Source organism: Streptomyces muensis (assembly GCF_021474425.1).
Lineage (GTDB): Bacteria > Actinomycetota > Actinomycetes > Streptomycetales > Streptomycetaceae > Streptomyces > Streptomyces muensis.
In genome coordinates this window covers 20,594-33,107 of sequence record NZ_JAKEIP010000079.1, presented here as the reverse complement: position 1 = coordinate 33,107, position 12,514 = coordinate 20,594, and the positions used below count along the sequence as shown (strand labels likewise).

12 protein-coding genes are annotated in these 12,514 nt (G+C 68.3%); 3 read left to right on the top strand and 9 right to left on the bottom strand.

The genetic code is table 11. From position 1 onward, the window contains the following. Window positions 1-666 precede the first annotated feature (666 nt). Entirely contained in the window at window positions 667-1,362 is a 696-nt protein-coding gene (locus L0P92_RS20360; RefSeq protein WP_234764223.1) for a lipase family protein, read from the bottom strand. A 240-nt stretch (window positions 1,363-1,602) separates the two neighbouring features. On the opposite strand from L0P92_RS20360, the gene L0P92_RS20355 reads away from it, so the two are divergent. Then, on the top strand, window positions 1,603-2,580 hold the full coding sequence (locus L0P92_RS20355) for a hypothetical protein (RefSeq protein ID WP_234764222.1): 978 nt from the start codon (window positions 1,603-1,605) through the stop codon (window positions 2,578-2,580). A gap of 795 nt (window positions 2,581-3,375) precedes the next feature. On the opposite strand, the gene L0P92_RS20345 is transcribed toward L0P92_RS20355, so the two are convergent. The 8 genes from L0P92_RS20345 to L0P92_RS20310 form a co-directional block, all read right to left on the bottom strand. Continuing rightward, entirely contained in the window at window positions 3,376-4,137 is a 762-nt protein-coding gene (locus tag L0P92_RS20345) for a maleylpyruvate isomerase family mycothiol-dependent enzyme (protein ID WP_234764221.1), read from the bottom strand. Window positions 4,138-4,492: 355 nt separating this feature from the next. Continuing rightward, the gene (locus L0P92_RS20340) at window positions 4,493-4,876 is read right to left on the bottom strand and encodes a hypothetical protein (RefSeq protein ID WP_234764220.1); all 384 of its coding nucleotides are present in this window, start codon (window positions 4,874-4,876) and stop codon (window positions 4,493-4,495) included. Window positions 4,877-5,522: 646 nt separating this feature from the next. Then, window positions 5,523-6,566: an LLM class flavin-dependent oxidoreductase gene (locus tag L0P92_RS20335; protein WP_234764219.1), complete on the bottom strand. Its 1,044-nt coding sequence runs from the start codon at window positions 6,564-6,566 to the stop codon at window positions 5,523-5,525. Continuing rightward, the gene (locus L0P92_RS20330) at window positions 6,563-6,799 is read right to left on the bottom strand and encodes a tautomerase family protein (RefSeq protein WP_234764218.1); all 237 of its coding nucleotides are present in this window, start codon (window positions 6,797-6,799) and stop codon (window positions 6,563-6,565) included. The genes L0P92_RS20335 and L0P92_RS20330 overlap by 4 nt, the downstream gene beginning before the upstream one ends. Before the next feature lie 11 nt (window positions 6,800-6,810). Next, entirely contained in the window at window positions 6,811-8,298 is a 1,488-nt protein-coding gene (locus L0P92_RS20325) for an aldehyde dehydrogenase (RefSeq protein ID WP_234764217.1), read from the bottom strand. Further along, entirely contained in the window at window positions 8,291-9,022 is a 732-nt protein-coding gene (locus tag L0P92_RS20320; protein WP_234764216.1) for an alpha/beta fold hydrolase, read from the bottom strand. Before L0P92_RS20320 ends, L0P92_RS20325 begins: the two co-directional genes overlap by 8 nt. 6 nt (window positions 9,023-9,028) lie before the next feature. Then, window positions 9,029-9,580 carry an amino acid synthesis family protein gene (locus tag L0P92_RS20315; protein ID WP_234764215.1) on the bottom strand — a complete coding sequence of 184 codons (552 nt, stop codon included), beginning with the start codon at window positions 9,578-9,580 and terminating at the stop codon, window positions 9,029-9,031. Further along, window positions 9,577-10,203: an amino acid synthesis family protein gene (locus tag L0P92_RS20310; protein WP_234764214.1), complete on the bottom strand. Its 627-nt coding sequence runs from the start codon at window positions 10,201-10,203 to the stop codon at window positions 9,577-9,579. Before L0P92_RS20310 ends, L0P92_RS20315 begins: the two co-directional genes overlap by 4 nt. Window positions 10,204-10,466: 263 nt before the next feature. On the opposite strand from L0P92_RS20310, the gene L0P92_RS20305 reads away from it, so the two are divergent. Further along, entirely contained in the window at window positions 10,467-12,071 is a 1,605-nt protein-coding gene (locus L0P92_RS20305; RefSeq protein ID WP_234764213.1) for a BCCT family transporter, read from the top strand. Continuing rightward, entirely contained in the window at window positions 12,058-12,483 is a 426-nt protein-coding gene (locus L0P92_RS20300) for an ester cyclase (protein ID WP_234764212.1), read from the top strand. Before L0P92_RS20305 ends, L0P92_RS20300 begins: the two co-directional genes overlap by 14 nt. Window positions 12,484-12,514: the final 31 nt, after the last annotated feature.

Genomic DNA, 12,514 nt, shown 5'->3' with positions numbered 1-12,514 from the left:
CCCCGGCACGGACCCTCGCCGACGGCATCACCTGGGCACCTCTGCACCGCGTACGCCGACCTCAGCCCGCCGGCACCCGCTGCGCAGATCTTCGCCGCCCCGGACGCCGAAGCCAGGGAAGCGGGGTAACCACCATGAGCGGACGCCGCATTCTGCATCTGCAGTTCTACCTGCCGCCCGACCCCGACCTCCTTCAGCAGATGCGCCTCATCCTCGAGGACTTCACCCCCGCATGCACATGAGCGAATCGGACTCAACTGTCCTCGATGCCACCGGCGCGGCCAGTTCTGGGAGCGCGCTCCCCGCGGCATCACCGAACCCATCCAGCTGCGCGCCTTCGCGCTCCACGGGCTGCGCTGCCGACGGGCTGTGGTCGGGAACCGAACGCTCGCGGCCATGCCCTGCGGCCCCGCCCCGTACGCGAGTTGCCCGGCATCGGCGCGAAGACGCCCGCTGTCCTTGCCGAGCACGGCCTGCACACCGTAGGCGACGTCGCCTACGTCCCCCCAGAGCTCACCCTGCAGCGCCTGCTCGGTGCCCGCGCCGGCCGTGCCAGATGAACGAAGGGGACTGTCAGGACCAGGCCGGGTGCCAGGCGAGGGAAGGCTGAGTCCGGCGGTGAGGGCCGGACCGCCTACCGGGCCCAGGGCGTGTATCGGAAGCGGATCAAGTCGTAGTGGCGAGTTCGACGATGTGCCGGGCCGTGCCGGCGGGATCGATGATCTGATGGAGGTGTGCGCCCGGCAGGTGTGCCACGCGCCAGCCGCGTTCGCGCGCCTCGGCCGCAAGGTCGTCATACGGAGGGCCGAACAGCAGGTAGGAACAGGGATGGTCGTCCCAGCCGTCGGGGACCGGGATGTGCTGCTCGTAGTAGGACAGCGGCAGGGTGGGCTGCTCCTTGATGACTGTCTGCCGCACCGTCGGATCAGAGAACATGGGTGCGACGTCCGCCTCGTCCCACCAGTCGGTCCAGCGCGGCAGCCTGCCGTCAACCGTCATCGGGCGGAGGAACTCCAGCAGATCGAGTGTGGCGACAGGGGTCGGTCCGGTCCGGGCCGGCAGCGCGGCATCGACGAAGATCGAGCTGGTCACCGGATGGTCGAGGCCCGAGCGGATCACCGGGAGAAACAAGCCTGCGTTGCTGTGGGCCACCAGCGTGACGGGGCTGCTGGCCGGGACCTGCCTCAGATCGTCGCGGACGGCGTCCACAATGCGGGGCCAGAAGGGCGGGGCGTCGGCGCCGATGTGCAGCAGGGACGGCACCCGCACCTGGTATCCCGCCGTCGTCAGGTGTTCGGCCACAGGGTGCCAGGTTGACGGACCCACGGACGGACTGTGCACGAGAACGAAGATCGGCTGCATGGAACTATCCTGCCGCCCATGTCATGGGACGTGGGGCAATCTTGGCTGACAGCAGAGGTCTTTGTTTGTCCCAGCACAGCCGTTTAAGAAGCTGTGAACGAACCCTTGTCGTCCGCTGCGAAAGGCTGCGCAACGAGGGGGCGTTCATGAGCCTGAGCGCGATAGCCGGCCAGCGATACCTTGTTCGGCCTGCATGCCCCCGGATATCAGTCGGCCTGACCTGGGGGTTAGCCTCAGCGGATGAGTCCTGCGTCGACACCGAAGGTCATCACGCGCCACCGCGACGGCAAGATCCACGCCTACGTCGTGGACTCCAGTGCCTGCGGGACGCTGGAGCCCGCCGCGGTCATCCAGCCGCGTGCCGGCGACGAGGTCGTGGAGTCGGTGGTCCGGCACGATCTGGCGCAGGTCGTGTATACGACGCTGAACGGTGTCGTCTGCCTCACGCGTGCCGGCGACCTCGTGTGGGCTTCGGACTTCGAGCCGCACTCTGACGTACGCCATGGCCATCGGCCCGGGTGTGCGCTGTCTTTGGACGGCCGAACGGTGTGGGTCTACCGTCCGGACGCGATGGCGGGACGCGGTGGCGGAGATCAGTGGGTCGTGCACGACGCGGAGAGCGGTGTGATCCTCGCCCGCCGGGAGCTGGGGACGGTCGGGCACGGCGCCGGCCACCACGTGCACCCCGCGGACGGCAGCGTCTACCTCGACATCGGTGAGGGCCAGGACGGCTCCGTCATTGTCCGGGGTACGGTCGGGGTGGGTGGAGAGCCGGAGTTCGTGACGTACCCATGGTCGGATCGCTGCCTGATCGACCTGGCGCCGTCCGGGAAGCAGTTCATGACCGTCGACCACGATCAGGCGGACGTCGCCTTTCACGCCCACCCCGACGGGGACGTGCTTTTCACCCTCCCCGTCGAGGCCTTCGGGTACGACCTGGAGGAGTGCTTCGTGGAATGGAGTGGCGGCTACCTGACCGACGACATGGCCGTCGTCACCCTGGGCGGTGAGAGCCAGGACGAGGAGGAGTGGTTCCGCCACCACCTGGTCGACGTACGCACAGGCACGCTCGGCGGCGAATTCGCCGTCGAGGTGAGCAACCCGTACGAGCTGGTGCCCCTGGGCGACGGATCCTGGCTCACTGAGGGCCCCGACGGCCACCCCGTCCGTTGGTCCCACGCTCCGAAGCCGCCCGCACAACCGCACCCGGCAGGTTGAAGGGCGCCAACGCCTTGGGACTGGCGGGTCATGCCGACAGGTGAGCCTTCCTCCGCAGGTCGTTATGCAGTCAGGCGCATGGTTCGCGCAGCGCAACGGCGCCGGGGACAGCCGAATCGCATCCGAGCCGGCACCGCTCCGCACTGGTCGAGGCTCCGGAGACCTGTCCGCTGGAGGGGCGATGGCCCGCGCCTTGACTGGTTTGGCGAACCGCCGTGTCATCAAGGTGATGAGAGTCCACGAGATGTGTGCCTCGCCGTGTTGGGGAAGGCGCTCGTACTCTCGGACGTTGCGGCGGGCTCTCATGATCCAGCTGATCACCCTCAGCGGATGCTCGAGCCCGGTTCGGCATCGGTGACGCGGCCCTTGAAGGGTTCGCCCGCATCCCCATGGCCACCCGAGCGGACCGAAACCTCGCCAGCCCGCGCCGGACATTCAGCAGCCTTCGTTCGACCGCGTTCCCTCCCGATCTCCAACGACCGAAACTGCCCGACAGCCGCAGAAGCCGTCTTTCGGCAGTTCATGCACGGCTTCTCACAGCCATTCGTTGATGGCCGCGACGAGGACGGTGGCTTCGTAGCGGACCGCGAGCGTGTCGTACCTCGTGGCCACGGCCCGATGCCTCTTGAGGCGATTGATGCCCCACTCGACCGCGTGCCGAGCCCTGTAGTCCTGCGGATCGAACTTCGGCGGTCGGCCACCGCGCGAGGCGCGCTGTCTTGCAGTACCGGGCCCTGGTCGGCCTTGTCCGGGCTGGGGACGTCATCGACGCCGTTCGCCGGCGGCATTGACTGGTTACTCCTCGGGCTCCCAGGCGATCAGCTGCTCGAACACCCGCTGGTCGCCCTCGATCTTCAGGTCGCTCAGCGAGAGGCGGCCCCAGACGAAGAGGAGCAGTTGCTCGGCCGTGCCCGTGGCCGAGGCGGAGGCGGGCGGGGCGTTGTCCGTGAGGGGTGCGGGCCAGGCGCCGGTGCCGTCCAGCGTGAGGAGCCAAGAGCGGCCCTCGGCGGCGTGGTAGTGGATGGTGGCGGCCTCGTGCGGCCAGGCCGTCGGGGTGGAGTTGCAGGTGTCGAGAAACTCGGCCACGCCGTCGATCGCGACGTCCGCCGGCATCGGCTGCACGGCGCCTGCGGCGAGCTGGGCGTCGTAGGTGTGCACCAGCACCTCGTGCACCCGGCGCCGGGCAACGCCCCAGGCATTCGCCGGCGACACGCCGGCGCCCCACCACGTCCAGCACTCGCGCTCCGGGCCGGCCTCGCGCAGTGCACTCAGCAGCAGCTCGTTCGACTCGGCGTACCAGGCCAGCAGCGCCTCGAGTTCGCGCGGCACCTCCGCAGCACCCTTGGCCGGCGGAGCCTCGGCCGGACCCGCGGCAACGATCGCTGCCCACCACCGCTGGCCCGTACCCAGGTGCTGCACCAGATCGAACAACGTCCACTCGGGGCAGGACGGCACCGGTGCGTCAAGGCTGGGCGCGGCGGCAACCGCACTCCGGAACGCGGCCGACCGCTGGTCGATCAATTGCAGCAGGGCGGAATACTCAAGACTCTCTGTCACATCGCTTACCTATCACCCCAGTTCAGCCGACCGCACCCTAATTCCAGGCCGTCAGCTGCGGGAGTGAGAACAGCCAATGGATAGCCTGGTCGTCGTCGCCATATCCCCTCCCGGGCCGGCTCGTTGCACGAGTGATGGGGGAAGGGGAACGGTCCGCCGTGGATGGTGCCGGACGACCTGTGGGGCGGATCGAGCCGTGGCTGCCGGTCGGGCAGCGGCGTGTCCGCGCCATCCCGGCCGACTGCCACTGGACGACCGAGGTCGGCACGTCTCTTGCGTGGCCGTTGACCGCTGGCATGCCCGCCGTGATGGTGGGCACGCAGACGAGTCAGGGATCGCCGGCTTCGTGCGGGGATCAGCCGGTGATGGTCACGCAGGGCAGGCCGACACTGGCGCCACCGCGGAAGCCTTCCGCGCACAGCCTGGTGCCCGCGGGGAAGTGGCGTTGAGGGTATGCCTGGTCGCGGTAGGTCCGGAACTTGGCGACGTCCTCGGCCTTCGTATGGGCGCTCCACCCGTTGGTGGTCCACACCCGTGCGGAAATCCTGTTGGGCTGGTTGGTGTTGGTGACCGACACCTCCACCCTGCCGAGGTAGGTGCCCGAGTCGTAGGTCTCGATACAGACGGAGTGGTTGCACCACTTGCCGGCGGCCGCCGCGGGTGGCCCCGCGGCGAAGGCGATGCCGACAGCCGCGGCTGTCGCCCCGATCCATGCGACGATCTTCCTGGATGCAGTCATGCCTTGATCAACGACCGCGCCGAGTTCCCGTCACACACCGCCGGCCGCGCGAGTGGCGCTCGGGGAGAGCTCGTCGCATCTGTCATGACGGTCAAGCGCCCTGCCGGCTCCCGCCGCTCGACTCCTCGGACAGACCTTGGGGGCAGGGGAAGCCTGAGCCCGCCGCCCCGTGCGGCACTGTCCGTGGTGACGTGACGAGGCAGCTGGAGTACGCCACCGATTTCGAAGTTCGTGCCCCAGCATCTGCCGCGCAGGGACTGGTTGGGCAGCTGCCAAATGCAACGGACGGTTGGGTTTCCGTCGGTGGTGCAGCCCTCTGGACGAGCGGTGCCTCGACTTGCGGCTGGGCTCCGTGCCGGCGGGTCTACAGCGCGGGTCGGCGCACACCACCGATGACCCTCCACCGCGTACACGGAGACTGGAACTACGTCGTTCACCCCGCGGATCACCGATCACCCCTGGGCCTCCCCCGGCAACGCGAGTGATCGGCCGAGACTTTCACTCACTCACGACCTGCAGGACCTCGAGCTGACCGGCATGTCCCGCAAACAACTCAGCGACCTTACCCGCACATTAACCCCCGAGCCGGAAGGGCGACGCGAGCAGTTTCTACCTGCGAAAGCACGCGGTGATTCCCGGCAAGCCCTTACTGGAAGGTCGGCACGACTTCCTTGATGAACAGCTCCAGGGACTTGCGCTTGTCCTGGTGCGACATGCTGTTGTCGATCCAGAAGCTGTACTCGTCGACGCCGAGCTCCTCATAGACGCGCAGTCGCTCGATGACCTCGGCCGGAGTGCCGATCATCGCGGTCCTGTGCAGCGACTCCGGCTCGAACTCCGGCCGGCCCTCGAACTTCGACTCCGGGCTGGGCTCCAGGAAGCCGTTCGTCGGCGTGGTCTTGTTGCCGAACCAGGCGTCGAAGGTCCGGTAGAAGCGGTTGATCGCCTCCGCTGCAGGACGCCAGCCCTCGGGCTCGTCGGAGGAGTGGACATGCGTGTGCCGCAGCACCATCAGGTCGGGGCGCGGCACCTCCGGGTGGTTGGCCACCGCGGTGTCGAACTTCTCCTTCAGAGCGACGACCTCCTCGTCGCCCTTCATCAGCGGGGTGACCATGACGTTGCAGCCCTGTGCCACCGCGAAGTCGTGGGAGGCGGGGTCGCGGGCGGCGATCCACATGGGCGGGGTGGGCTGCTGCACCGGCTTGGGCACACTGGTCGAGGTCGGGAACTGCCAGATCTCGCCGTCGTGGGCGTAGTCGCCCTGCCAGAGCGCCCGCACGGCGGGCACGAGTTCGCGCAGGTGCTTTCCGCCGTCGGCGGCAGGCAGTCCGCCTGCCAGTCGGTCGAACTCGAACTGGTAGGCACCCCGGGCGAGTCCGACCTCCATGCGACCGTTGCTGATGACGTCGAGCAGCGCGCATTCACCGGCGACCCGGATCGGGTCCCAGAACGGGGCGATGATGGTCCCGGCCCCCAGGCGGATGGTGGAGGTCTTCGCGGCGAGGTGGGCGAGGAGCGGCATCGGGCTGGGGGAGATGGTGTACTCCATCCCGTGGTGCTCGCCGATCCACACCGTGCCGAACCCGCCGGCCTCGGCCATCAGGGCGAGTTCGGAGAGGTTCTCGAAGAGCTGCCGGTGGCTGACCTCCTCGTCCCAGCGCTCCATGTGCACGAACAAGGAAAACCTCATGACTGCTCCGTAAGTTGTCGGGCGGTGGGGGCCGAGGTGCCGGCGGCGTCCATCTCGGTGAGGGTGACGTCACCGGTGGCCCAGTGCGTCCGTGGGACCTCGTGGACGACGACGCGGATGTGCTCGGGCCGGGTGTTCACGGTGCGCAGGACCGCGCTGTGCACCTCGTGCATCAGGTCCCGGATCTGTTCAGGGGTGCGGCCCTCGACGAGGGTGATGGTGACCTGTGGCATGTCGGCTCCGATCAGCTCCGCATGGTGAACGGGTCGGCCACGGGCTCCTCGCTCGTGTTGATCCAGACGCTCTTGAGCCGCGTGTATTCCTTGATCGTCTCGGTGCCGTGCTCGACGCCGACGCCGCTGGTCTTGAAGCCCTGGCGCGGTGACATGGGCGACATGGCCCGGTAGGTGTTGACCCACACGGTCCCGGCGTCCAGGCGTGCCGCCATCCGGTGTGCCCGGGAGAGGTTCGTGGTCCATACGCCGGCCGCGAGGCCGTAGTCGGTGTCGTTGGCCAGGCGTACGACCTCGTCCTCGGTGTCGAAGGGCATGATGGCCAGGACGGGGCCGAAGATCTCCTCGCGTACGACACGCATGTCGTTGTGGACATCCACGAGGACGGTGGGCTCGTAGAAGTAGCCGCCGAGGCCGCCGTCGGTGGCCCGGCCGCCGGTGAGGACCCGGGCGCCCTCGCCGCGTCCGAGGTCGACGTACCCGGCCACCTTGTCGCGCTGGTCCTCGAAGGCCAGCGGGCCCAGTTCGGTCTTCTCGTCGAGGGGGTCGCCGATGACGATGGTCCGGGCGCGTTCGGTGACCCGCTCCAGCAGTTCGTCGTAGACGGACCGGTGTGCGAACACCCGGCTGCCGGCGATGCAGGTCTGTCCGGCGGCGGCGAAGATGCCGGCGACGACGCCCATCGCGGCGTTCGGGATGTTCGCGTCCTCGAAGACGATGTTGGGTGACTTGCCGCCGAGTTCGAGGGTGGAGCCGATGAAACGGCTCGCGGTCGCGGCGGCGATGCGTGCCCCGGTGGCGGTGCTGCCGGTGAAGGAGATCTTCGCGAGGTCGCGGTGGTCGACCAGGGCCTGCCCGGCCTCGGCGCCGAACCCGGTGACGACGTTCACCGCACCCGGCGGGAACCCCGCCTCGATGGCCAGCTCGGCGAGCCTGAGCACCGTGGCCGAGGTGTATTCCGAGGGCTTGATCACGACGGTGTTGCCGACGCAGAGCGCGGGCGCCAGCTTGCTGCTGGTCAACGTCAGCGGTGAGTTCCAGGGCGTTATCGCCCCGACCACACCGAGCGGCTCGCGGGCCGTGTAGTTCAGCACCTGGCGGTCGGAGGTGGGGATGAAGTCGCCGTGGATCTTGTCGGCCAGTCCGGCGTAGTAGTGGTAGTACTCCGGCAGGGTCGCCAGCTGACCGCGCATCTCGCGGAGCAGCTTGCCGTTGTCCAGGGTCTCCATGCGGGCCAGGTCTTCGGCGTTCTCGGCGATCAACTCGCCCAGGCGCCGCAGCAGATGGCCGCGCCGTGTCTGGCTGAGGTCGCGCCAGCGCGGGTCCTCGAACGCCTTGCGCGCGGCCGTCACGGCCTTGCCGACGTCGGCGGAGTTCCCGCGCGCGGCCCGGTAGAGGGTCTCGCGGGTGGCCGGGTTGGTGCTCTCGAAGTACTCGCCCGACGCGGGCTCCACTCGCGCCCCGCCGATGAAGTGCTGCAACGTGGTGAGGTCAGACATGTGAACACTCTCCGAGGAACGTCGTGAGGGAGTCGACCAGCGCCTGAGGTCGCTCCACGGGCAGCATGTGACGCGCCTCGGGGACGACGACCGCCCGGCAGTCGGGCAGCGCCGCGGTGAGCCGGCGGGTCATCTCCGGGGTGGAGCCCGGATCGTTCGCACCCGTCACAGCCAGCGCGGGTACGGCGATGCGGCCCAGGTGCGGCCCGAGTTCCGCGTCCGCCGAGGCGAACACGCGATAGCAGGCGAGGAAGGAGGCGACGTCATTGGCGAGCAGCGTGGCCTCGGTGCGGGCCACCCGGTCGGCGTCGACGTCCGTACCGTCGTACCAGCGCTTCAGGGACGCGGTCGCGCCAGCCGTGAAGTCGGCCTCCGCGGCGCGCAGCCGGGCGAGGACCGAGGTCCGCTCCTCGGCGGTACGCCGGCACACCGAGCTGACCGAGGTCAGGGTCGCCACCAGCCGGGGGCGGTGCAGCGCCAGGTGCTGTGCGACGAGCGCGCCGAGCGAGAATCCGACCAGGTGCGAGCCGTCGGGGATCTGATCGGCCACGCCGTCGGCCAGGTCGGCGAGGATCACTCCCTGGTCCACCGGCGGGCGCGTGCCGTGGCCCGGCAGGTCGGGGGTGATCACGGTGAAGCGGTCGGCCAGGAGCGCGGCGGTGGGCTCCCACATGGTGTGGTCGAGCCCTACGCCGTGCAGCAGCACCACGGTGGGCTTGCTCATGTATGCCTACTGCTCGGTCGAGAGCGGCGCCAGACGCTGCTGCGGGCGCCCCTGGGCGGCCGCGGCCAGCGCGATGACGATCTCGTTCGGGTGGGGGGCGTCGCTGAGGCGGACCTCGACGGTCTGGTGGTGCGAGCGGATCGTGGCGTCGGTGATGTGCTTCAGCGGGATGTCGAAGACCACTCCGGCGGGACCGCGCTTCTCGACCGCGGGCAGCAGGGTGGTGGCGTTCGCGGCCTTGCGGAAGTGGTCGCCGAACTTGAGCGTGTGGATCAGTCCCGAGCCGTGCTCGATCTCGCCGTCCAGGCCCACGATGGCAGCCTTGCCGTACGCCTCGGCGGGCGCTTCGAGCGCGTCGAGCACGGCCGGGGCCAGCAGCGCGCCGAGGTCGGAGGCGTGTGCGTCGATGCCGGGAGTGAGGTCCTCGACGAAGCCCTGACCGGCCCAGGGGTTCTCGATCACCGCTGCGACGACGGCGATCCGGGCCGGGCGGTCGAGCGCGCGGCCGCCTTCGGCGCGGATCTCCTCGACGACGGTCACGATCTTGCGGACGCTCATGAGGCGACAACCTCCAGGGTTTCGGTGGTGACGACGGGGTCGGTCATGCGGTCCCCGATACGGGGGTGCGGACGCGGTCCCGTGGACGCGGCCGCGACGACGACGATCTCGTCCGCGCGCGGAGCGTCGGAGACTCGGGCACTGATGGTCTGGTAGTGGCTGCGCGTCGAGGCGTGTGTCTTGTGCCAGAGCGGCACGACCAGCGTCTCACCCGCTTCGGCACGCGTGTCGGCGAAGCAGATGATCGACTCGCCCTGGAGGAACTCCCGCACCAGGTTGCCGAAGTACGGGGTGTGGATGAGGGCACCGGCGTGCTCGATCTCGCCCGCGGTGCCGACGATGGCGGCCTTGCCGAACGACTCGATCTCGTCCACGCCGCCCAACGCGGCGACGAGCCGGCCGGTGAGCAACGAGGCGAGGACGGGGGCGATGCGCTTCTGCTCCCGGGACAGATCAGCCGTCGGGCCCGTACCTGCCCACGGGTTCCGGATGACAGCGGCGACGCTGGCCCGCCGCGCGGGCTGTGCGGGTGCCGCGCCCGCCTCGGTCAGGACGACGTCGCGGTAGAGCACGAGCTTGCGGAGACCGATGCTCTCGTCGAAGTGATCCATGCGCTCTTGCATGCCACAGGACGATAGGTGTCGTCTCTTGTATCGGTCAAGGGGGAAGAGGTAGGGGCGCCCGAATGCTCTTCGGCCCACCTGCCGAGATCAATGTTGAAGCCAATGACCTGGGATTATGGGTCCACGACCTGGACTTATAAGCGGCACGCAAAGTTGTGATGTGATTCCGCTCGACCGAACCCTTGACGCTCCATCTGTGCCATGCCTTACTGCTGCTTGTATGCCAGAACGGATGGCCGTCGAGCCGCGACCCAAGGAGTTTCATGTCCAGTCACCTTGGAACGGGCGAGGAAACGACGCCCGCGACGTCGTCGGCGAGCGGTGGGGAATGCACCACGGACGGCACCGAGGCCGGCCGCGACAGCGGTGGGCGACTCGGTTCCGTTTTCTGGACCTCGCTCGGTATCTCCACCGTCTTCGTAGCCTGGGCGGTGCTCTTCACGGACAACCTGAACACAGTCACCAACAAGTCGTTGAACTGGGTGACGGCCACGTTCGGCTGGTCCTACCTGGTGGTTACGCTGGCCATCCTGATCTTCCTGGTGTTCCTGGCCTTCAGTCCTGCCGGAGACATCCGGCTGGGCAAGGACTCGGACCGCCCGGAGTTCTCGACGCTCACCTGGTTCGCCATGATCCTCAGCGCGGTGATGGGTATTGGACTGGTCTCCTACGGCGTCGCCGAGCCGATCTCCCACCTGGCCACGCCGCCGCACGGCCTCGCCGAGCCGAACACTCCGGCGGCAGCGGTGCGTGCCCTGCAGTACTCCTACTTCGACTGGGGCCTGCAGGCCTGGGCGATCTTCGCCGTCTTCGGTCTGGTGATCGCGTACTCCACCCACCGCAAAGGCCGACGCACCCTGGTGAGCCAGATGTTCCGGCCGCTGCTCGGCGACCGCGTGGACGGGCCGATCGGCAAGACGATCGACGTGCTCGCCGTGTTCGCGACACTCTTCGGCACGACGACCTCCCTGGGCCTCGGAGCCCTCCAGGTCAACAACGGTCTCGGCAGGCTGTGGGGGATGCCGGTCAACAACGTGACCCAGGTGCTCATCATCGCCGCCGTCACCTCGATCTTCACGCTCTCGGCGGTGACCGGTGTCAGCAAGGGCATCAAGTTCCTGAGCCAGGGCAGTTCACTGCTGGCTGTCGCGCTGTTCGTGTTCATGCTGGTCGCCGGCCCGACCGTGTTCATCGCGAACCTGTACATCGAGTCCGTGGGCCAGTGGGCCACCGACTTCTTCCGGATGAGCCTGCAAGGCACCGCGTTCGGCGGGCTCGAGTGGATGCAGTGGTGGACCTACTTCATGATGGCTTGGTGGGTCTCCTGGGGCGCCTTCGTCGGCGTCTTCCTGGCCCGCATCTCGCGGGGACGAACCATCCGTGGCTTCATCATGGGCGTACTGGTCGTCCCCAGCGTGGTGTTCTTCACCTGGTTCACGGTCTTCGGCGGCACCGCCATCCACATCGACATGTTCGAGAAGGGTGACATCGCCAAGCAGACGGCGGCCGACATCAACAGCGCGTTCTTCGCGACCCTGGACCATTTCCCGCTGGCCTCGGTCACTTCGCTGATCGCGATCATCCTGGTCGTGATGTTCTTCGTCTCCGGTGCGGACGCCAACACCTATGTGCTGTCCATGATGACCTCGGACGGATCGCTCACTCCGCGCCGTTCGGTGCTCATCCTTTGGGGCGTCCTCACCGGTGTCACCGCTGTCGTCCTCATGCTCGCCGGAGGACTGAACGCCCTGCAGAACACCGTCATCGTGACGTCGTTGCCCTTCCTCGTGATCATCGCCGGTCTGGCGGTGTCCTTCTGGAAGGAACTGTGCGCAGACAGAAAGGAGAAGGCCGGTGTCGAACTCTGACGCCCGTCGTGGACTGATCGAGAAGGCGTGGGCCGCGGCCTGGGGCCAGGGAGACGTCGATGCCCTCGACGCGCTGCTGAGCCCGGCCTACCTCCGGTACAGCCAGGATCCGCACCCGCAGGACCTGGCGGCCTTCAAGGCATCCATCGTCTCGACCCGGTCCGCCTTCCCCGACCTGGTGACGACCATCGACGACATCGTGATCGAGGGAGACCGGGCCGCGATCCGCTGGCACAGCACCGGAACCCACCAGAGCTCGCTCCTCGGTGTCCCCGCCACCAAACGGCGCGTCGAGGTCAGCGGCGCCACCTTCGCCCGCTTCGAGGACGACAGGATCGTCGAGGAGCACGTGACGTGGGATCCGCGGGCGCTGCTCTCGGCGCTGGGCGTCATCCGGGTGGGGCAGGACTGACAAGTCACGTGGGACAGGACTGACGATCAAG

Bases quoted from the DNA above. Each gene is read 5' to 3' on its own strand.
- L0P92_RS20360 (WP_234764223.1), bottom strand. From the start codon at position 1,362: ATGCAGCCGATCTTCGTTCTCGTGCACAGTCCGTCCGTGGGTCCGTCA.
- L0P92_RS20355 (WP_234764222.1), top strand. From the start codon at position 1,603: ATGAGTCCTGCGTCGACACCGAAGGTCATCACGCGCCACCGCGACGGC.
- L0P92_RS20340 (WP_234764220.1), bottom strand. From the start codon at position 4,876: ATGACTGCATCCAGGAAGATCGTCGCATGGATCGGGGCGACAGCCGCG.
- L0P92_RS20335 (WP_234764219.1), bottom strand. From the start codon at position 6,566: ATGAGGTTTTCCTTGTTCGTGCACATGGAGCGCTGGGACGAGGAGGTC.
- L0P92_RS20330 (WP_234764218.1), bottom strand. From the start codon at position 6,799: ATGCCACAGGTCACCATCACCCTCGTCGAGGGCCGCACCCCTGAACAG.
- L0P92_RS20325 (WP_234764217.1), bottom strand. From the start codon at position 8,298: ATGTCTGACCTCACCACGTTGCAGCACTTCATCGGCGGGGCGCGAGTG.
- L0P92_RS20320 (WP_234764216.1), bottom strand. From the start codon at position 9,022: ATGAGCAAGCCCACCGTGGTGCTGCTGCACGGCGTAGGGCTCGACCAC.
- L0P92_RS20315 (WP_234764215.1), bottom strand. From the start codon at position 9,580: ATGAGCGTCCGCAAGATCGTGACCGTCGTCGAGGAGATCCGCGCCGAA.
- L0P92_RS20310 (WP_234764214.1), bottom strand. From the start codon at position 10,203: ATGCAAGAGCGCATGGATCACTTCGACGAGAGCATCGGTCTCCGCAAG.
- L0P92_RS20305 (WP_234764213.1), top strand. From the start codon at position 10,467: ATGTCCAGTCACCTTGGAACGGGCGAGGAAACGACGCCCGCGACGTCG.